18 protein-coding genes are annotated in these 20,516 nt (G+C 58.6%); 8 read left to right on the top strand and 10 right to left on the bottom strand.

From position 1 onward, the window contains the following. Positions 1-79 precede the first annotated feature (79 nt). The 5 genes from E1958_RS12825 (at position 80) to E1958_RS12805 (ending at position 6,777) form a co-directional block, all read left to right on the top strand. Positions 80-970 carry a phosphoribulokinase gene (locus E1958_RS12825; RefSeq protein ID WP_133512222.1) on the top strand — a complete coding sequence of 297 codons (891 nt, stop codon included), beginning with the start codon at positions 80-82 and terminating at the stop codon, positions 968-970. A 75-nt stretch (positions 971-1,045) separates the two neighbouring features. Further along, on the top strand, positions 1,046-1,837 hold the full coding sequence (cobM, locus tag E1958_RS12820) for a precorrin-4 C(11)-methyltransferase (protein WP_207787870.1): 792 nt from the start codon (positions 1,046-1,048) through the stop codon (positions 1,835-1,837). Between the two features lie 393 nt (positions 1,838-2,230). After that, a complete protein-coding gene (locus E1958_RS12815) occupies positions 2,231-2,929 on the top strand; it encodes a precorrin-8X methylmutase (protein WP_133512220.1) in 699 nt (232 codons plus the stop codon). Continuing rightward, positions 2,926-4,524 carry an AAA family ATPase gene (locus E1958_RS12810; RefSeq protein ID WP_133512219.1) on the top strand — a complete coding sequence of 533 codons (1,599 nt, stop codon included), beginning with the start codon at positions 2,926-2,928 and terminating at the stop codon, positions 4,522-4,524. The genes E1958_RS12815 and E1958_RS12810 overlap by 4 nt, the downstream gene beginning before the upstream one ends. A 186-nt stretch (positions 4,525-4,710) precedes the next feature. Further along, the gene (locus tag E1958_RS12805) at positions 4,711-6,777 is read left to right on the top strand and encodes a tetratricopeptide repeat protein (RefSeq protein ID WP_166664650.1); all 2,067 of its coding nucleotides are present in this window, start codon (positions 4,711-4,713) and stop codon (positions 6,775-6,777) included. 678 nt (positions 6,778-7,455) lie between these two features. Here E1958_RS12805 and E1958_RS20320 read toward each other — a convergent pair. Further along, entirely contained in the window at positions 7,456-7,629 is a 174-nt protein-coding gene (locus E1958_RS20320) for a hypothetical protein (protein ID WP_165742010.1), read from the bottom strand. 30 nt (positions 7,630-7,659) lie between these two features. Here E1958_RS20320 and E1958_RS12800 point away from each other — a divergent pair, with 30 nt between their 5' ends. Further along, positions 7,660-8,136 (top strand): hypothetical protein, encoded by a 477-nt coding sequence (locus E1958_RS12800; protein WP_133512217.1) that lies wholly within the window; start codon positions 7,660-7,662, stop codon positions 8,134-8,136. A gap of 1,725 nt (positions 8,137-9,861) precedes the next feature. Here E1958_RS12800 and E1958_RS12790 read toward each other — a convergent pair. The 3 genes from E1958_RS12790 to E1958_RS12780 all read right to left on the bottom strand — a co-directional run bounded on the left by E1958_RS12790 (position 9,862) and on the right by E1958_RS12780 (position 12,307). Continuing rightward, a complete protein-coding gene (locus E1958_RS12790; protein WP_133512248.1) occupies positions 9,862-11,238 on the bottom strand; it encodes a DegQ family serine endoprotease in 1,377 nt (458 codons plus the stop codon). Between the two features lie 2 nt (positions 11,239-11,240). Then, positions 11,241-11,843 carry a Uma2 family endonuclease gene (locus E1958_RS12785; RefSeq protein ID WP_133512216.1) on the bottom strand — a complete coding sequence of 201 codons (603 nt, stop codon included), beginning with the start codon at positions 11,841-11,843 and terminating at the stop codon, positions 11,241-11,243. A gap of 86 nt (positions 11,844-11,929) precedes the next feature. Further along, the gene (locus E1958_RS12780; RefSeq protein WP_133512215.1) at positions 11,930-12,307 is read right to left on the bottom strand and encodes a hypothetical protein; all 378 of its coding nucleotides are present in this window, start codon (positions 12,305-12,307) and stop codon (positions 11,930-11,932) included. 173 nt (positions 12,308-12,480) lie between these two features. On the opposite strand from E1958_RS12780, the gene mntA reads away from it, so the two are divergent. Together mntA and hepT are read left to right on the top strand one after the other, a co-directional pair. Continuing rightward, positions 12,481-12,876 carry a type VII toxin-antitoxin system MntA family adenylyltransferase antitoxin gene (gene mntA, locus E1958_RS12775; protein ID WP_089728079.1) on the top strand — a complete coding sequence of 132 codons (396 nt, stop codon included), beginning with the start codon at positions 12,481-12,483 and terminating at the stop codon, positions 12,874-12,876. Next, positions 12,866-13,285 carry a type VII toxin-antitoxin system HepT family RNase toxin gene (hepT, locus tag E1958_RS12770; RefSeq protein ID WP_133512214.1) on the top strand — a complete coding sequence of 140 codons (420 nt, stop codon included), beginning with the start codon at positions 12,866-12,868 and terminating at the stop codon, positions 13,283-13,285. The genes mntA and hepT overlap by 11 nt, the downstream gene beginning before the upstream one ends. Before the next feature lie 252 nt (positions 13,286-13,537). On the opposite strand, the gene E1958_RS12765 is transcribed toward hepT, so the two are convergent. The 6 genes from E1958_RS12765 to E1958_RS12740 form a co-directional block, all read right to left on the bottom strand. Next, positions 13,538-14,305 (bottom strand): hypothetical protein, encoded by a 768-nt coding sequence (locus E1958_RS12765; protein WP_133512213.1) that lies wholly within the window; start codon positions 14,303-14,305, stop codon positions 13,538-13,540. Between the two features lie 400 nt (positions 14,306-14,705). Next, positions 14,706-15,308: a peptidoglycan recognition protein family protein gene (locus E1958_RS12760; protein WP_133512212.1), complete on the bottom strand. Its 603-nt coding sequence runs from the start codon at positions 15,306-15,308 to the stop codon at positions 14,706-14,708. A 27-nt stretch (positions 15,309-15,335) separates the two neighbouring features. Further along, entirely contained in the window at positions 15,336-17,141 is a 1,806-nt protein-coding gene (lepA, locus tag E1958_RS12755) for a translation elongation factor 4 (protein ID WP_133512211.1), read from the bottom strand. A gap of 10 nt (positions 17,142-17,151) precedes the next feature. Next, positions 17,152-18,576 (bottom strand): DegQ family serine endoprotease, encoded by a 1,425-nt coding sequence (locus E1958_RS12750; RefSeq protein ID WP_133512210.1) that lies wholly within the window; start codon positions 18,574-18,576, stop codon positions 17,152-17,154. Between the two features lie 523 nt (positions 18,577-19,099). Beyond that, the gene (locus tag E1958_RS12745; RefSeq protein WP_133512209.1) at positions 19,100-19,963 is read right to left on the bottom strand and encodes a hypothetical protein; all 864 of its coding nucleotides are present in this window, start codon (positions 19,961-19,963) and stop codon (positions 19,100-19,102) included. A gap of 63 nt (positions 19,964-20,026) precedes the next feature. Continuing rightward, the gene (locus tag E1958_RS12740; protein ID WP_207787808.1) at positions 20,027-20,185 is read right to left on the bottom strand and encodes an addiction module protein; all 159 of its coding nucleotides are present in this window, start codon (positions 20,183-20,185) and stop codon (positions 20,027-20,029) included. Between the last annotated feature and the right edge of the window lie 331 nt (positions 20,186-20,516).

The raw sequence follows: 20,516 nt of genomic DNA, 5'->3' as shown, positions 1-20,516 counted from the left end.
TTGACAATCTGCGTAATCTGTGGATAAAGGTCTCTTGACCGAGACGTTCAACCGCATGGAAATATGACAGAGTATAAGCATGTCGAAGAAATACCCGATCATCGCCGTAACCGGCTCGTCCGGTGCCGGAACCACCACGGTGAAGGATGCATTGGAGCATATTTTCCGGCGGGTCGGCGCCCGCGCGGCGACCATCCAAGGCGACAGTTTTCACCGCTTCGACCGGCAGCAGATGAAGGAGGAGCTCGAGAAGGCCAAGACGGAGGGCCGCAACCTGAGCCACTTCGGACCTGAGGCCAACCTGTTCGAGAAGCAATCCGAGCTGTTCCGCCGCTATGGGGAGTCCGGCAGGGGGGAGCGCCGTTACTATATCCATGACGAGGAAGAAGCCGCACTCTTCGGGCAGGAGCCGGGCACCTTTACGCCTTGGGAGCCGATCCCGCCGGATACGGATCTGCTCTTCTACGAGGGGTTGCACGGTGGTGTGGTCACCGACGACATCGATATGGCCAAGGAGGTGGATCTGCTGATCGGGGTGTGTCCGACCATCAACCTCGAGTGGGTGCAGAAGATCAAACGCGACATGGCAGAAAGGGGCTACCGACAGGAGGTGGTGTTGGAGACGATCCACCGTCGTATGCATGACTATATGCACTACATCGTGCCCCAGTTCTCCGCGACCCACATCAACTTCCAGCGCATCCCCCTCATCGACACCAGTAATCCCTTCTCCGTAGCCAACATCCCGACTGCCGACCAGAGCCTGGTCTTGATCCATTTTCAGAAACCCAAGCCCAGCATCGAGTATAAGCTCAACCTCAAGGGCCTGATCGACGGGGCCATGATCACCGGCTTCAACACCCTGGTGATCCCCGGCGGCAAGATGATGTATGCGATGGAGCTGATCCTGACCGAACTCGTCATCGGTCTGTTGAGGCAGCGAGCGGATGTGGCGACACACCATCTCTAAGCCGGACAGGCTCTCAAACCGATTTCCATTGTGTTGATCCGATACGCTGACAAACCCACCGCGCCGACGCAGATGATGGGTAAGGTATGGTTCGTCGGTGCCGGACCGGGCGATCCGGACCTGATCACGGTCAAGGGTCGCGGACTCATCGCCGGCGCCGGTGCAATCCTCTATGCCGGTTCTCTGGTCGCAGAGACGGCCTTGCGCTGGGCGCCGTCCGGCTGCGAGATTGCCGATTCCAAGGATATGACGCTAGAGGCGATCACCGGCTGGTTGATCGAAAAGGCACGGGTGCATGACCGGGTGGTGCGCCTGCAGACCGGCGATCCCTCCCTGTACGGCGCATTGATCGAGATGGCACGACCGCTGGATGCCGCCGCTATCGAGATCGGCGTGGTACCCGGTGTCTCCTCCGCCATGGCCGCGGCGGCGGCGGCCGTGGAGAGCCTCACCCTGCCCGAGGTGACCCAAACGGTTATCATCACCCGGGTGGCGGGCCGCACGCCCATGCCGGAGGGCGAAACCCTGGAGGCACTGGCACGGCATCGCTGCACCCTATGCCTATTCCTTTCCATCCGGTTGCTGCGCAAGGTGCGCAGCGCGCTGTGCGCGGCAGGCTGGCAGGAGCAGGCGCCGGTGCTGGTCGTCCACAAGGCGAGCTGGCCCGGCGAAGAGAAGATCATCCGCGGCACACTCGCCGACATCGAGGCCAGGTGTCGCGCCGAACAGGTCGACAGCCAGGCCATGATCATCGTTAGCCCGACATTAGGGGCACGCCACTGGCCGAGCTTGCAGACATCCAAGCTCTATGATCCGGATTTTACGCATCGTTTCCGCCGGCGGGTCGGGTCGGAAGGCGAGGGGTAAGGTAATGGTTCAGCCCCCGCTTCGTCATTCCGGTAAGTGTGGCCGGAATCCGAGTGCCGTGGATGGCAAAAAAGATGGCTCTTTTTCACGCTCGTTCCCACGCTCCAGCGTGGGAACGCCGGCTTGTCCGCTCCCGCGGACTCAGCTCCTCGGTGCTGATCGGCGTTGTCACGCTCGTTCCCATGCTCCAGCGTGGGAACGCCGTCTTGTCCGCTCCAGCGGACTCAGCTCCTCGGTGCTGATAGGCTAAGTGCCCGGATTCCCGACCAACGCCGCTGGTATCCCCCGTGGCTGAGGTTAGCTCGAGCCGCGCCGTTTTGCCGGCGCACTCCAAAGCGGTCCGGAATCCATAAAGAACCAAAGAGATTTGAACAAAGGTACATCGAAAAACTTATGCCCAAAACGATCACCGAACAAGCGACCCAAACCGGCCGGCGGATTGAGCATGACTCTTTTGCCACCGTGGATCGAGAGGCCGGTCCCCATGGCTATGACGCGCACCAGTGGACGATCGTGCGGCGCATGATCCATGCCTCCGCGGATTTCGACTTCAACGGCCTGACCCGCTTCCATCCCCAGGCGGTCTCCGCCGGCGTCGCCGCCGTCCTGGCCGGCAGTCCGGTGGTGGCGGACGTGGAGATGATCCGGGTGGGTCTATCGCAGGCGCGCCTGGCCCACTTCGGTATCCAGATACACCAGTTCATCAGTGACCCCGATATCATCGCCCGGGCGCAAGCGGATGCCGGCACCCGCGCCGTGCAGTCCATGCGCAAGGCCCATGAACATGGCCTACTCAATGGCGGCATGGTAGCAGTGGGGAATGCGCCGACCGCCTTGCTGGAGGTCGTGCGCCTGGTACGCACGGAGGGGGTGCGGCCGGCCCTCGTCATCGGGATGCCCGTGGGATTCGTCTCGGCGGCCGAGTCGAAGGCGGCCTTGAGCAAGCTCACGGAGGTCCCCTGGATCCTTACCGACGGGCGCAAGGGAGGATCCGCATTAGTGGTAGCAGCAATCCACGCCCTCCTGGCACTGGCCGAGGAGCGGCAGTCCCAATCGGTAGGCCCAGTCCAGCCTCCAGGATCTCGAACATGAAAACCTTCAATACCGCCGGCCCCGTCAGGCCGGATGACCATTACATGATCCCTGCATTAGCGCGTTGGGAGATGGATGAAATCCGGCGTCTGATCCAGGAGAAACGCTACTTCGTCCTCCATGCCCCACGCCAGACCGGCAAGACCAGCTGCCTGTTGGCCTTGATGGCGCAGCTCAATGCGGAACAGGATTACACGGCCCTCTATGTAAACCTGGAGCCGGCCCAGGCGGTGCGGGGGAACCTGGAAGCAGGCATGCGGATCATCCTGGACGCCCTGGTCGCCAGTGCCGATGAATACCTGGCCGATCGGCTCCTGCCGGAGATTGCTCAGGAGATCATTGCCACTCACTCTGCCGGCAGTCTGCTCCGGGAAGGGCTGCGTCGCTGGTGCCGAGGGCTAGAGAAGCCCCTGGTCTTGCTCCTGGATGAGGTGGATGCCTTGGTGGGAGATACCCTGATCTCCCTGCTGCGCCAGATCCGCGCCGGCTATCCGGATCGTCCGCGCGCCTTCCCGCAGACAGTGCTCTTGTGCGGGGTGCGGGATGTGCGGGATTACCGCATGCATAGCGGCGACCACCAGATCATCACCGGCGGCAGCGCCTTCAACATCAAATCGAAATCCCTGCGGCTGGGGAACTTCAGTCACGGGGATGTCGCCGGGCTCTATGCCCAACACACCGAGGAGACCGGGCAGGCGTTCGCGGACGGGGTGATCGATTATGTCTTCGAGCAGACAACCGGTCAGCCTTGGCTGGTCAATGCCCTCGGCTACGAGGCCTGTTTTGAAATGAAGGCAGGCCACGACCGTGCCCGCCCGATTACCTTAGGTCTCATGGCCGATGCCCGGGAGCGGCTGATCGAGCGGCGGGATACCCATCTCGACCAGTTGGCCGACAAGTTGCGGGAGCCGCGGGTCCACAAGGTTATCGGCGAACTCTTGGGCGACGATTTCGAATCCGGAATCGCCCCGCCCAGCGAAGACGACCAACTGTATGTGCAAGACCTGGGACTGATCCGCACCCGCCCGCAGATCGAGATCGCCAACCCCATCTACCGGGAAGTCATCCCGCGCACCCTGACCTGGATTGCCCAGACCCGGATCCCCCAGGAGACCGGTTGGTATGTTACCCAGGACAAGCGCCTCGATCTCCCCAAGCTGCTCGCTGCCTTCCAGCAATTCTTCCGCGAAAACAGCGAGATCTGGATCGAACGGTTCGACTATAAAGAGGCCGGCCCGCAGCTCTTGATGCAGGCATTCCTGCAACGCATCGTCAACAGCGGCGGGCGCATCGACCGGGAATACGGCCTGGGACGCCGCCGCACCGATCTGTTGGTGCAGTGGCCCCTGGATGAGACTCAGGGCTTCCATGGCCCGGTCCAACGGGCGGTCATCGAGCTCAAGCTCCTACACAAATCCCTGGCGGCAACGATCAAAGAAGGCCTGGCACAGACCGCCGACTATATGGACCGGGTCGGCACCGACGAGGGCTATCTGGTCGTCTTCGATCGCACCCCGGAGGTGCCCTGGGAAGCAAAGAGCTTGGTTCGGCAAGAGCAGTATGGAGAGCACCGGATTTGGGTGTGGGGGATGTAAGGTGATTTCCGTTGAGAGCCTGTCTAAGAACTTGCCCGGTTGGCTCCCTCGCCCCCTGGAGGGAGAGGGGGGATCAAGGGCTTTATTTCGACAGGATTGGTCACGCCACATCAAGCAACATCAATAGGTTGGTTTTTAGACAGCCTCTGAGACGCTTTTTTTCCGCAAATGAACGCAAAAAAGACAATGACGAAAGCTCAGCGAAAAATCCTGATAGCCCTATTGGGACTGATCGCCGCGGTGGCTGCCGCCATCGGCGGCGGCTGGGCGGTGCATGTCTTCCTGTCCAATCAAAACAACTCGATCACGGCCACAGATGGCGGTGTGGTCAATCAAGACATCCAAGGCTCCCCGGTCACACATACAGGAACCGGGGACATCAACCAGGGCATCCAGCACCAGGGGATCGGGGACATCGGCCAGGCCGTCCAGCAGGAGGGGAAAGGGAATACCCAGATCATCCACATCGGCATCCCCTTCGAGAAATACAAAGCCGATCTCAAGGAACGGGAGCAAGAGGTCACCGAGCGCCTGGAACAGATCCATGCCAAGGAATCCCAAATACAGGAGAAGGAACGCCAAATCCTGAAGAAAGAGAAGGCCGAGATCGAACGCCAATTGGCGGATGCCGAAGCCAGCTACCAGAACCATATCAAGGAACTGAAGGAACGCATCGCTCAGTTAGAGACCATCCGCGGCCAGATCCCAGATGCGCTCCTGGATCAGGCCCGCACTGCCTTGGCCCAAGGCGACCGGCGCCAGGCAGACCAGCTCTTTACCCAAATCAAGGCCCGGACCAAAGCAGCCATCCAGGTCGCCGCCGAGGCGGACTATCAGCTCAGCCGCATCGCCCTGGACGAAATCCGCTATCGAAAAGCCTATGAACACGCCCAACGGGCCGCCCAGCTCGCGCCGGAGAACGGCCTGTATCTCACAGGCGCAGGCGAGCTAGCGCGGATACTCGGTGACTACAGGGCCGCCAAGGACTACTCCGAGCAAGCCCTGGCCAGCGATCTCAGCGCCTACGGTGAGGACCATCCCCATGTGGCAGCAAGCCGCAACAATCTGGGAATGGCCTGGGAAGCACTCGGGGAGTACCGGAAGGCCATCGGCTATTATGAGCAGGCCCTGGCCAGTGATCTGAACTCCTATGGCGAGGACCATCCCCGTATCGCGACAATTCGCAACAATCTGGGATTGGCCTGGGATTCACTCGGGGAGTACCATAAGGCCATCGGCTATTACGAGCAGGCCCTGGCCAGCGATCTCAGGACCTACGGCGAGGACCATCCCAAGGTGGCAATACGCCGCAACAATCTGGGAATGGCCTGGAAAGCACTCGGGGAGTACCAAAAGGCCATCGGCTATTTCAAGCAGGCCCTGGCCAGTGGCATCAAGACATACGGCGAAGACCATCCCCATGTCGCGACAATGCGCAACAATCTGGGATCGGCCTGGTATTCACTCGGCGAGTACCAGAAGGCCATCGGCTATTTGGAGCAGGCCCTGGCCAGCGATCTCAACGCCTACGGCGAAGACCATCCCGATGTCGCGACAATGCGCAACAATCTGGGATCGGCCTGGGATTCACTCGGGGAGTACCGGAAGGCCATCGGCTATTACGAGCAGGCCCTGGCCAGTGATCTCAAGACCTATGGCGAGGACCATCCCCAGGTAGCGATCTACCGCAACAATCTGGGAATGGTCTGGCGGTCACTCGGCGAGTACCGGAAGGCCATCGGCTATTTGGAGCAGGCCCTGGCCAGTGGCATCAAGACCTATGGCGAGGACCATCCCCGTATCGCGACAATTCGCAACAATCTGGGATTGGCCTGGGAGTCACTCGGGGAGTACCAGAAGGCCATCGGCTATTACGAACAGGCCCTGGCCAGTGATCTTAAGACCTATGGCGAGGACCATCCCCATGTGGCAGCAAGCCGCAACAACCTGGGATCGGCCTGGCTGAAACTCGGCGAGCATCAAAAGGCCATCGGCTATTACGAACAGGCCTTGGCCAGTGATCTCAGGACCTACGGCGAAGACCATCCCGCTGTGGCAAGAGATCGCAACAATCTGGGAGCGGTCTGGCAGGCGCTCGGCGAATATCAAAAGGCTATCGGCTATTTCGAGCAGGCCCTGCCGGTTCTCGAACGCAAGCTGGGGCCGGAGCATCCTGACACGAAAAGGGTTCGCGCCCGTCTCACCGCCGCGCGGGCGGGACGGGATCTGAGCGCTACCGAGGGGCGTGAATAGTCCAGAGGCCGGATCGAGGAACCAAACCCGGCACTTCGGCTCGGATGCGCAGATTAGGCAGATTTCCACAGATTTTCTTTGCCGCGCTCGTTCCCACGCTCCAGCGCCTGCCTGTGCGTGCCGCACGCAGACAGGTGGGAACGCCGGCTTGTCCGCTCCAGCGGACACAGCTCCCCGGTGCTGATCGGCGTTGGCGGTTGGCCTACCGAGGCGCTTAATCGATGCTGGAGCCTTTCTCGTTCCCACGCGCTGAGACTGTGAAAGAATTCGCCTTTCCCGGAAGCGGTGGGATGAAGTTACCATGTTCCACGCTGAATTCCATATCACGTGGGACTGAGGAGAAAGATTCCCGGCTGGATTATGGAAATTATGTTGCCCTATCCCTGATGCCCTGAAAATCCAGTAATACTTTCACAAAGCCGTCTGAAAGACGGCGGTCCCAGCCGGTTCACAAAGCCGTCTGAAAGACGGCGGTCCCAGCCGGTTCACAAAGCCGTCTGAAAGACGGCGGTCCCAGCCGGCCCGGAACCGCCGACATCTTGTCGGCCCCTGGGATCGCCGACATCTTGTCGGTCCCTGGGACCGCCGACATCTTGTCGGCTCCCAGGACTACCGATATTTCGTTGGCCCTTCCGGCTATCGGGTAAAACCTGAATGCCGAGTTGCCGGTCCAAACAGTCAGCGCTCGTTCCCACACTCCAGCGCCTGCCTGTGCGTGCCGCACGCAGACAGGTGGGAACGCCGGCTTGTCCGCTCCAGCGGACACAGCTCCCCGGTGCTGAGGAGCCAGAGACGCTCCAGGCAGCGGCAATCCCTATAGCGCACACCCCAGGCCGACGCTATAGTGACCATTCCCGCTCATAACCTTGGCAGGAAACGACTATGCCCTACCAGAACATCGATGCGTCGCTCTCAGCCGCCGACATCAAGGCCGTCAAGGACGCCTTCGATACCGTGCTCAATAAGCTGCCGTTCCTGGTCAGTCTGACGACCCAGGAACGCAAGGCCACCTTCAAGACCGGGCCCGATAGCGTCTCCTTCGTCCGGAATGCCCTGACCGCCGCCCAGGATCACCCCACCATCCTCCCCGCCAGCTTCGAGATCCCTGGCTTCGAGAAGGATGTGGAGCTATTCACCGCCCTGACCGAGCTGGGCACACTGGCCGATTCGGTAGCCTCCCAGCTCGACGACACCCGGTTGGCGGTGGGCGGAGAGGCGATGCAGGAAGCGATCCAGGTCTACGACTACGTCAAGACCGCCGCCAAACGGACACCGGGCCTCAAACCGGTGGCCGAGCAGCTGGGCGAACGCTTCCAGCATATGGGCGGGCGCAAGCAACCCCCCGCCGCAAAGGAGTAGGGCGCGGCGTGGAGATCGAGATCCAAAGCCGCAACCGGGCCTGGCAAGGACTCACCGGAGCGTCTTGAAGACTCACTGGAGAGTGTTGAAGACTCATCGGAGAGTCCTGAAGACTCACTGGAGAGTCCTGAAGACTCACTGGAGAGTCCTGAAGACTCACTGGAGAGTCCTGAAGACTCACTGGAGAGTCCTGAAGACTCACTGGAGAGTCCTGAAGACTCACTGGAGAGTCCTGAAGACTCACTGGAGAGTCCTGAAGACTCACTGGAGAGTCCTGAAGACTCACTAGAGAGTGTTGAAGACTCACGGGAGAGTCCTGAAGACTCACTGGAGAGTCTTGAAGACTCACTGGAGAGTGTTGAAGACTCACGGGAGCCTGTTAGAGACTCATCGGAGTGTCTTGAACGCTTATCGGAGAGCCCTGTAGGTCGGGTCAGCACGTAGCATCCCGCCTTTCCAGCTTTTGCGACATCCTTTTGGAGTGCGGCGGCAACCGGCCATCCCGGTGCCGCGGGTGAGTTCCAGTGATTGGCTGATAGCACCTGTCCGGCGACCGGCACCAAGCCGCCGCCGCTTTGGATCAGAACCACCCGCCAACCAAAGCGCCGTCGCCGCGCCGCGTGGGATACACCGTACCACCGAATCTAAGCATATGCCGCCCTGGTAGCGTACACCGCTGGAGATCGATCCAGTCGCGGCGCTTTGCCGGCGCACTCCAAAGGGTCGGACCGATGACCTGACCCCTCCCATTGACTGACCTACCATCAGCCTGTTTCAACAGTGATTATCTTTCGGTTGCCCTGCCTCCTACGTCGGGATGACAATTTCTGTTGGCTCCCACGCTCCAGTGTCAATAAGCGACCAGCTAGCTACCCATATCGGCTGGCTCCCACGCTCCAGCGTGGGAGCAGATCCCGACGCTCCAGCGTCGATTAAGCACCTCGGTAGGCTGACAGCCAACGCCGATCAGCACCGAGGAGCTGAGTCCGCTGGAGCGGACCAGACGGCGTTCCCACGCTGGAGCGTGGGAACGAGCGCGGAGTTCATAGTATCTGCTGGCTCACACGCTTGGCTCACATGCTCCAGTGTGTGGAGTAGGGGGTGTTGACATTCCAAAGGTCCGCGCAGCGGACCCTACGCTGACCAGCTGATTATGTGTCGGGTCCGCGGAGCGGACCGCTGGGATGTTGCAGCCATCTGACCTGTGAAAACCGTTGGTCAGTGCAGATAACAACCGGAAAGCGAACCACGGATGAACACGGATAGACACGGATAGAGACCAATCCGTGTCTATCCGTGTCTATCCGTGGTTCGATATAGCGAAGATTAGATCGTTTGTTAATTGCGAACACCCCCTAGCAATATCGATCGAAACTAGGTACTAGTGTAGTGCGCTGTAAATAGTAGAACTAATAAAGCCGCCCCTGGTCGGGAGAGGGGTTGGGGAGAGGGTAATCGAACAGGTGAGAGAGCTCCGATGCTGGGGTCTCACCTGGAATGATGATGGAGCACCAAGCCATCGATCTTTATCCTTTGACCCCTTCTCCCTGTCCCTCTCCCGGAGGGAGAGGGGACGAAGATGCTTGATCCTCTCTTATCCTGCAACCGGCGATTTATTGGCTGGATTCCCACTCAGATTTTACCCACTACCACCACTTAAAAATTTACTACTCCCTTCCCTAAAATTGAGAAGACCGTGCCGGTTGCAGATCCGACGACACTGTTTCAGCGTCGCCTGAGAACGAGGATGCGGCCACCGCGCCGAATCTTCAGGCTGACCAGGGTCCGGGCTCGACGCAGGACACGCCCCAGCTCCTTGAGGTTGCGCACCCGCTCCTGATTGACCGCCAACAGGAGGTCTCCCGCCCGTAGCCCGGCGAGCCAGGCGGGACTGCCCTTGTCCACGGTCCCCACGGCCACTGCGGACGAGCGGTTACCGCCGCTGCCATCGATTCGGTCTCCCAGCTTGGCACCTTGCAGCAGCGGGGTCAGACGCCGGCCTTCGACATACCCCGCATAGGGGTCCGCCACCGCGCTTTTGAGCCGGATGCGCGCACCCTTGCGAATCAGCTCCAGCTCCAGGGGTGTACCTACCCGTAGCAGACCGATATGTGCCTTCAGGGCCCCCGCGCCGGTGACGGGACGCTCGTTCACGGCGACGATCAGGTCGCCGGGGCGTAGCCCCGCGGCCGCGGCTGCCGAGCCGGGATCGACATGGGATACCACGGCGCCGTCGGCGTCCCCCGTCCCCAGTGCTCGGGCGAGCTCCGGCGTGAGATCCTGGACGGCAACGCCGAGCAGCCCGCGCCGCACTTCTCCATGCTCGAGCAGCTGATCGGCGACGACGCGCACCATCGCTACCGGGATGGCGAAGCCGATGCCCACGTTACCGCCGCTCGGGGCCAGGATGGCGGTATTGATGCCCACCAGACGGCCGTGCAGGTCGACCAGCGGGCCACCCGAGTTGCCCGGATTGATGGAGGCGTCCGTCTGGATGAAGCTTTCAAAGCCTTCGATGCCGAGGCCGCTCCGAGCCAGGGCGCTGACGATGCCGGAGGTCACCGTATGGCTGAGTCCGAAGGGACTGCCGATGGCAACCACGAAGTCTCCCACCCGCAAATCGTCCGAGTCTCCCAGGGCGACCGCGGTCAGGCCCTGGGCCGGGATGCGTAGCACCGCGATGTCGGTCTCCGGGTCCGAGCCCACTAATTCGGCCTTGAGCTCGCGCCCGTCCTGGAGCCTGACGTCGATCGCGTCCGCCTGGTCCACCACGTGGTGATTCGTGAGTACGATACCCCGCTTGGCGTCCACGATGACGCCCGAACCCAGGCTCTGAGTTTCACGCTCCCGGCGCTTGCGAGGCAGCTCGAAGAAGTAGCGGAAGAAGGGGTCCCGCAGCAGGGGATGGGTCTCTGCCTCGATCTGGGTGACGGTAGAGATATTGACGACCGCCGGTGTCACCCGCTCCAACATCGGCGCCAGACTGGGCAAGGGTTCCTTGTCGACCGCCGGCGGCAGGGCGGCGTGGGATAGGGGCACCAGCGCGAGCGATAAGACCAGGGCGCCGAGTGCGAGGCGTTTCGAGGGTCGGGATCTGCCCATGTTCACTCGGTCTTCTCCGTGGGGGTAAAGACACCCTTCCAATCGATCACCAGGTCGGGGATCGCCGCCGGGGTGCAGGAATCCACCGTGGGTAAGATATCCGGCTTGCCGTATCCATCGGCCCCCAGTCGATACATGAACAGGACCCGGTCGGTCGGATGGACCAGCCAATATTCTCGAACCCCGTGGCGCTCGTAGAGCGCACGTTTCCGGATCTGATCTTTGGCGGCGGTGGCGGGAGAGAGCACTTCGATGATCCAATCCGGGGCGCCGCGGCAGCCTTTTTCATCGAGCTTGGACGGGTCGCAGATTACCGCAATGTCGGGCTGGACGACCGTCTCCACCGCGGCGTCGACTTCGTCGCGGTGTGGCAGGCGAATGTCGAAGGGGGCGACATAGACCCGGCAACGGTCGCCTTGGAGGCCACCTTGGAGAAAGTTACCGATCTGGCGAACCAATTCGACTACCACCTCCTGATGTATCCGAGCGGGCGCGGGCGACATGGCGTAGGCCTCGCCATCGATCAGCTCCCAGCGTTCCTCATCAGGCCAGGTGCAATAGTCCGCGTAGGTGAAGCGGCTGGGTTTGTATGCTATTTGGGCCATACTCGTTGCTCGAAGGTCTTGGAAGCTGTCTGGTTACAAGCAATCCTGAATAATTCGGCGTTGTTTGGGGGACCGGACGTGTTGGGTTACGGCGCGTTCAAGGGTGTTTGTGTCCTTCGGGATCGAACCACGCGCCTAACCCAACCTACACCCAAAGGTCCGCGCGTGCAGGCAGCGCGGGGGTAATGTGGGTGTCGATTGCGTTGAGACGCTGGCGCCAGCACACCGTCATTGTGCAAGCCTTGGTACGTCGAACGCAACACGTCAAACCTTGTCCTGACGCCAGGTAAGGATCTTTTCCTGCCGGACAATGCCGGATCACTCAGGCCGAGGAAGCCGAAGCGGAATCCGAATCCCAGGGCCTGGGACACCTCCGGTTCATGGAACAGGGCGGCATCATTGAGCCGCAGCTTGTGCAGGGCATCGTGCAGGTCCTCGTAAGCGGTCCCTTTTTCTCGCTTCATGAATGATTCTCTGGAGAATACAATAACTGTTCGAAATCAAGATTCCATTCTTGTTTATAGTGAACATTTTTCCCCTCGTTCAAAGGCTGACTTTTTTTGATTGGGCGCCTTGAAAAATAGGTGTTTTCACCAACGCGGGCCGTAACCGGCAAGACCGAGGTGAGGGGAGCGGTATGAACCCTACGGTGATCCTCTCCAGGCTGCGCGCCCAGGTGCCGAAGCTACTGGCGGTTTATGCCTTTGGCAGCCGTATTCAGGGCATGGCCAGGGCGGACAGCGACCTGGATCTGGCGGTGTTGGTGGCCGGTTATGCGGAGCCGCTGTTACTCTGGGAGCTGGCGGGCGAGCTGGCCGATCTGGCTGGCTGCCCGGTGGACCTGTTGGACCTACGGGCCGCATCCACCGTAATGCAGTACCGGATTATTATTCAGGGGCAGCGTTGGTGGGCGAAGGACGCGCAGGCGGTGCTCTACGAGGCGGCGATTCTCAGTGAAAAAACAGCGCTCGACACTGCCCGCGCCGGGTTGCTGGAAGAGATACGAAAGCGGGGGAAGGTGTATGGCCGATGATGTCCTGATCAACAAGGCGGCCACCATCGAAAGGTGTGTGGCGCGGGCACGGGAAGAGTATGCCGCCGATCCCGATGGCTTCACTCAGGACTACACCCGTCAGGATGCCGCCATCCTGAATATCCAGAGGGCCTGTGAAGCGGCGCTGGATATGGGGCAACACCTGATTCGGCGTGAACGGCTGGGGGTTCCGCAAAGCGCACGCGATGTCTTTGCCCTGTTGGCGCAGGGGGGATGGATAGATGCCGAGTTAGCCGGTCTCCTCAAACGGATGGTCGGTTTTCGCAATATCGCCGTGCATGATTATCAAAGTCTGCAACTGCCCATCACCGTCAGCATCATCCGGAAACACCTTGATGATTTTCTGACCTACAGCAGGACTCTGTTGTTGCGAGATGCATCCCAATAACAGAGCAATGTCATTGAGGACCGTAGGACGGGAAAGCGTAGCGCATCCCGCCGCGTCAGTCATTCCAGAGTCAATTCCTTTACAACATCGTCCGCGGCCCAATGCGGTGGATACAGGCCCGCTTTTACATACTGGTGAAAGCTCGAATACGGCCAATCGATGAGGTGCGACACCTGGCCGGCGGAATGCCTATATACGTCACCTTCATCCATTTCAAAATGCGTATGGCGCCCCTGATCAGTTGTTTTTTCATTAAGGATCCATGTCTATCAACAAAGTCCTGCTTTTTCCATCATGTGAAAGCCAACTACCCCCTTTGCCTCCGGAAAATGTGAACCATCCACGGTCTTTTCCTATGAAGAGCCTATCACCCTCGACCCGCAATTCACCATCCCACCGATCGCCCAGAGTGATCTCGCCGTGCTTCCTTATCAGGAGACGATCTCTATCCCAATTGATGATAGATTCATCCCAGTTTACCTGGATTCCTTTGTCGTATTCGAAGGTAACGAACAGAAGGCTCTTAAAAACCCCGGAGCCACCTCCCCAATCAGACGTGTAAAGGATGTACAAGCCGGATTCGGTCATTCCTACATACCGATATCCGAATTCTTCCTCGGCGACTTGAATATAGACATAGGGATGCTGTCCATCGATTTTCCGAACACGCACCTCGCCAAAATAGCGATTGCTTTCCTGGGAGTCCAACAGACCGATGGCAATGATCTGATCCCCCTCATCACTCAGCCAGGTTGTTAAATCTTGCACAATCTTGGGGTGAATGTAGGGCGCATGCGTAAAAGAGTACGGAAAACGGTCTCGCGGCACACTCGCTGACTCGGCAAGCATGAACTCTGAGGGATTCGCCGCGGCCAGCCCGACAATTATAAATATACGAGAGCACAAAGACTTCATTATGGAGAATGTCGCAAAAGCTCGTAGCTGCGAACCGCATTGTTGGATAGTGCCATGTCCGACGTGGTATTGGCACGCCACCATCCATCGATGCGGTTCGGCCATCCCTGGCCTCACCACATCCTACGCAGCTTACTTTTTCATCAGTTATATAAATAATCACAATCGTCGCATACGAAATACCAGGTTTTATTACCACAGCTGATTGAGCCGGTACTGCCAGGCATTATCTTCCATGAGCAATAGATATCCCGATATTTCAGAGGGCCGGCTATATAGCAAGGCGCCACCTCATAGTGGTCATGGATGATTCGATAATCCACTTCCTTGGCTTTATCGAAAAATTCTCTTGCCTGAGAATGACTCAATTCGACATCCGACGTTTTGCATGATTGAATATCATCTGAATGGAAATCATCGATATAAAGCTCCTCGATATTACTAGAGTCCATCGTTGATGTCGTACAAGAGACCAAAGTGATAAAAAAGATGGGCAATAGTTTTCTCATTTCCATTTTGCACTAGCCGCTTCGCCAGGGTTTTTATAAGAAACAGCGGGGTGCCTATATATGTCACTTTTATCCAATCCAAAATGCGTATATAGCTCACCTATTAGCCATTGCAATGACATGTTTTGGCAAGCTGTTACAGGCTCATATGTTTTATCATTAATATGCATACCGACTAACTCGATACCAATAGAATCACTATTGATAGGAAATCTATCCGGATAATTTTTTTGTCGTTCATGCTTGTCGATAGCAACTAACCTTTTGGACCAACTGTACGCCTTGAGTTTTGCCAATTTTTTATCCTTACACTGGTTTTTATTGATTTCCAAACACTTTGATTTAATACGCCTGCCGACATGGTAGCAGCGCTTACTCAAGCTTGCCGTTTGATAAATCACCCCATCTTTTGCTATTAAAAAATGCGCACCATTTCCTCCTTTCCCATACGCATTGAAGGTAGATCGTACATTCGGGGAATCGGTTTGATGAATAATGATCCCGTGAACAACACGCAACGATCCATGTTCTATGTGTGGATATCGCCATAATGTCACTTTGGGCGAAATCAACATTCCGTTCTTGTCTATGGTAGACATTTTTTCCCCTATTCAAAGGCTGATTTGCTAATTATCCCTTCCAACCTGAAGCACCGCCAGGAAGGCCTCCTGGGGGATCTCCACCTTTCCCACCTGCTTCATGCGCCGCTTGCCCGCCTTCTGCTTCTCCAGCAGTTTGCGCTTGCGGGTTACGTCGCCGCCGTAGCATTTGGCGGTCACATTCTTGCGCAGGGCCTTGACCGTGGTGCGGGCGATGATCTTGCTGCCGACGGCAGCCTGGATGGCGACCTCGAACATCTGCCGGGGAATGAGTGCCTTCATGCGCACGGTCACTTCGTGGCCACGGAACTGGACCTTATCCCGATGCACGATGGCGGACAGGGCGTCCACCTGCTCCCCGTTGATCAGGACCTCGAGCTTGACCAGGTCGGAGGCCTGAAAGCGTTTGAAATCATACTCGAAAGAGGCATAGCCGCGGCTGACGGATTTCAGGCGGTCGAAGAAATCCAGCACCACCTCGCTCAAGGGCAACTCGTAGGTAGCCTGGACCTGGCCGCCCAGGTACCGGATGTCCTTCTGCACGCCGCGTTTCTCGATGCACAGGTTGATGACTCCCCCGAGCAGGTCCTGAGGCACCAGGATATGGGCCTCGATGATGGGCTCTCGGATCTCGCTGACCTTGCCAGCCTCGGGCAGGTCAGCCGGATTGTCCACCCGCACGACCTCGCCGTCGGAACGCAGGACCTCATAGACGACCGTAGGTGCCGTCGTGATCAGGTCCAGGTCGTACTCGCGCTCCAGGCGTTCCTGGACGATCTCCAGGTGCAGCATCCCGAGAAAGCCGCAGCGGAATCCGAAGCCCAGGGCCTGAGACACCTCCGGCTCATAGAAGAGGGCGGCGTCATTGAGCCGCAGCTTGCGCAGGGCATCGCGCAGGTCTTCGTAAGCATCGGAGCGCGTGGGGTAGAGCCCGGCGAACACCCGTGGCTGCAGCTGTTTGAATCCGGGCAATGACGCCTGCGCCGGGCGGTCCGCATGGGTGATGGTGTCGCCTATCGGGGCCCCGTCGATCTCCTTGATCCCGGCGACCAGGAAGCCGACCTCGCCCGTCCCCAGGACCTGGCGTTCGACCTTCTTGGGGGTGAATACCCCGATCCCGTCCGCCTGGTGGGTACGCCCGGTGGACATGACGCGCAGCTTGTCGCGGCGTTTGACCGCGCCGTTGACGATCCGCACCAGGGAGACGACGCCCACATAGGGATCGAACCAGGAATCGATGATGAGGGCCTGGAGGGGACCGTCGGGATCGCCTACCGGCGGTGGGATGTGGGCGATCAAGCGTTCGAGCAAATCGGAGATGCCGGCGCCCGTCTTGGCGCTCACCTGGAGGGCATCCTTGGCCTCGAGCCCGATGATCTCCTCGATCTGAGTGATCACCCGTTCCGGCTCCGCCGCCGGCAGATCGATCTTGTTGAGTACCGGCAGGACCTCGAGGCCCTGCTCGATGGCGGTGTAGCAATTGGCTACGCTCTGGGCCTCGACCCCTTGGGCCGCATCGACCACCAGCAAGGCCCCCTCGCAGGCGGCCAGCGAGCGCGAGACCTCGTAGGAGAAGTCCACGTGGCCGGGGGTGTCGATGAAGTTGAGCCGATAGGTCTCGCCATCCTTAGCCACATAGTCGAGGGTGACGCTCTGGGCCTTGATGGTGATCCCGCGTTCCCGCTCCAGGTCCATCGAGTCCAACACCTGGTCGGCCATCTCGCGCTCGCTTAAGGTACCGCTGAGCTGGATGAAGCGGTCCGCGATGGTGGATTTTCCATGATCGATATGGGCGATGATGGAGAAGTTGCGGACGTGATTGAGTTCAAACATCGAATCACGCTTATTCCTCTGGGATGCGCACCGCGAGGAACACATGCCCGTCGCCGCGCTGGATCAGGACGGCGACTGAACGGCCCGGCTCGATGTCCGCGAGCAGCTCCCGGAACTGCTTGGCACCCTCCACCGGCTTGCCATCGAACATCAGAATTACATCATCGGGACCTATGCCGGCGCGTTTGGCTGCACCGGGCTTGACCTCCCGAACGATCACCCCGCCTTGCTTCAATCCGAGCTGGTCGCGTTGCTCCGCATTCAGATCCCCCACCACCAGGCCGATACTGTTCGCCGTCGTGGATTCCGGCTCCGCGGCAGCGGTCAGCCCGCCCTCGTCCGGCAGCTCGCCGATGACCACTGTCACCTCCTCGATGCGACCCTTACGCAGCACTTCCAGTTGCGCGGGCTCGTTCACCCGAGTCGCACCGACCAGCGGCGGCAGTGCACTGTGGGTGGCAACCTCTTTGCCGTTAAAGCGCAGGATCACGTCCCCTACCTGCAGCTCCGCCTCCGCCGCCGGGCTATTCGGAAGCAGCTGCGCGACCAGCGCCCCCCGCGGCTGATCCATACCGAAGGTCTCTGCCAGCTCGCTGGTCACTTCCTGAATCCTTACGCCGAGCCAGCCCCGGCTGACCTTACCTGTGGCCTTGAGCTGCTCGACCACATTCATGGCCACATCGATGGGAACGGCAAAGGACAGCCCCATAAAGCCACCGGTGCGGCTATAGATCTGGGAGTTCACGCCCACCACCTCGCCGTCCAGGTTGAACAGGGGACCACCGGAATTTCCCGGATTGATCGCCACATCGGTCTGGATGAAGGGGACGTAATTCTCGCTCGGCAGGCTCCGGCCCTTGGCGCTGACGATACCGGCGGTAGCCGAGTGGTCGAAGCCGAAGGGGGAGCCGATGGCAAGCACCCATTCACCCACCTTGAGGTCTTGCGCGGAACCTAGCTTGATGGGCGGTAGGTCCCGGGCCTCGATCTTGAGCAAGGCGATGTCGCTGCGCTTGTCGGTTCCCACCTGCTTGGCGAGAAACTCCCGGCGATCGCTGGTGCGAACGATGATCTCATCGGCGCCCTCCACGACGTGGAAATTAGTGAGTACATACCCGTCCGAGGAGATGAAGAAACCGGAGCCCAAGGACCGGGACTGCCGACCTTCGTCGTGTGGGGTCAGGCCCTCTTCCCCGAAGAAGTGGCGAAAGAGATCGTGGAAGGGGCTGTCCTCGGGTAGGTCGGGTACCGAAAAACCATGGAATCTGCGGGCACCGCGGCGGGACTGCTTGGTGCTGATGTTGACCACAGACGGCCCGTAGGTCTCGACCAGCTCGCTGAACTCCGGCAGCGCGCTGGCCAACGCCTGCGCTGGCAGCGCAAACAAACTATGGACCAGGCAGATTGCTACTGCGATGAGTGCGTTTTTGTTCATGGATACCTCTTTGTTATCCTCATTCTCTATTTAATCCGCAGATTTTCGCAGATTTTCGCAGATTCTTTTTTGTCAACGTGCACTCGAGTAACGGGTTTTTGGAAAGAGACTCCAATACAAGCGCATGGTCTTCACGAAAAATCTGCGTGAATCTGCGTAATCTGCGGATAAGGAATGTCGTCACCAACTCGTTCTCCATACCCAAGCGGTATTTTTCAGGATACCCGTGCGTGTTTCCCGAGAGAAAAGATGCGTTTCAACCATTTCAATCGACGACTTTCCCTTTTGTATTCGGGGAAAGGGCCGTACTGATTTTCCAATTCGGCTACCGCCTCCTCCAATGGCAGTGACGTTAGAGATCTCGCTATCGCCACATGCTCATCACAGAAATATCTCATACCATCCGCTTCAATAAGCGAATAGGGAACACCTGGTCGGTAATCGGCGAATTCGACATAATCTCCCTCATTCGGCGGGATCTCATCGGTACAGGATTTTCCACAGAGTACACAAACTCCTGGTATCATTGTTCATCCTCCGTTGCGATTACCCCGAGGACCGGCATTGCAAGCCGTGGGACGTCGTGCCCGACGGACTTCGCGAATACATTGTGAAGAACTACTGCTTGTCGAGGAACGAAAGCGGTTACTCTCGGATATTTAGGTACAATTTCTGCGATATTTTTGTAGACGGAGGGGGTAGTATTTCCAACTGTCCTGTCCATATAGCGAATCTGTCCGAAGACCGTACGGAAAGCATAGAAGGCATGTCCATCCATAACTCTTCCTTGCTTTATGACATCCACTGCGATCATCACAACGCTTCCATCGTGAGGCACCATCCTCATGATGTCTTTCTCATTGGAGACACGTCTTATGGCACCGATTCTTACCCCCATTCTCTGGAGATGAGACATTCCTGTGCGTAGACCACGAACCCCCCACAGGTTGTCCATCGGCATGCCGAGGGCCCTGGCCAAGTCTTCAACACTCACGAACAGCTTGCCTTTGGATTTATGACCAATTTGCGCAAGGGCCTTTGCCGATGCGACCCAGAAGCAATGTGGACCACCTGTATCGACGATTACCTTTGCGCGCGTGAGGCCCCGTACCGATTTGAGTGTCTTCGCAGCTTTCCCGAAGGGAAATATGGCTACGAAACGCAAGGCATCCACCCCCGCTCCCTTGAGGGTTCCTGCTCTTATTCCGTCGCCTAGGCGGAGAATGTCGACGAAGCCGGCACCGAAAGTAGTCAGTGCTTTCGTCGTGGCTGCAACGATCATTGCTCCCTGGCTGTAACCCGAGTCCTCGACCCAGCGGTCTAATGTGGCATCCGTGTCCTTGCGCTTGCCTTCCCACCAATCCGCTATTTCTGTGAAGTACCACATTGTGTTTTCCTTCTGAGGAATCCTGGGCCTATCCTGACGAGCCGTAGCTCAAGCATAATGATCTCAACCGATTATTCGTTGCTTGACTTCTGACCACGGTGATCCCTCATTTGGGTTTGCATAGTATTCCTGAAGTCGCGTTTCCAGCGCCGTCTTATGCCACGCCGGAGTAATTGAATTCCAGCTGTCTTCGACTAACCGGAGGCGCTGGTCGATGGGCATTGCTGCCAGCTCTGATGCCGATATGGTTTGCATTGGGCAGATGTCTCCGAAGCGGTATTTTTCAAGGTGCTCATAAGTGTTTCCCGACAGAAAAGATGCATTTCAACCATCCCGATCGAGGCTCTTTCCTTTGGTATTCGGGGAAAGGGCCGAACTGATTTTTCAATTCGGCCAGGGCCTCTTCCGATGGCAGTGATGCCAGAGACTTGGCTATCCTCACATGCCCATCACCGGAATATTCCGTACCAACCGCGCTGCTAGGCGAATGGGGCTCAGGCCGTCGGTAGTCGGAAAATTCGATGTAACTCCCTCGATTCGGCCCGATCTCATC

It is taken from the genome of Candidatus Thiosymbion oneisti, from assembly GCF_004359955.1.
Lineage (GTDB): Bacteria > Pseudomonadota > Gammaproteobacteria > Chromatiales > Chromatiaceae > Thiosymbion > Thiosymbion oneisti.
Note: the sequence above shows the minus strand (reverse complement) of the source record. Positions and strands in the feature narration are given on the sequence as shown.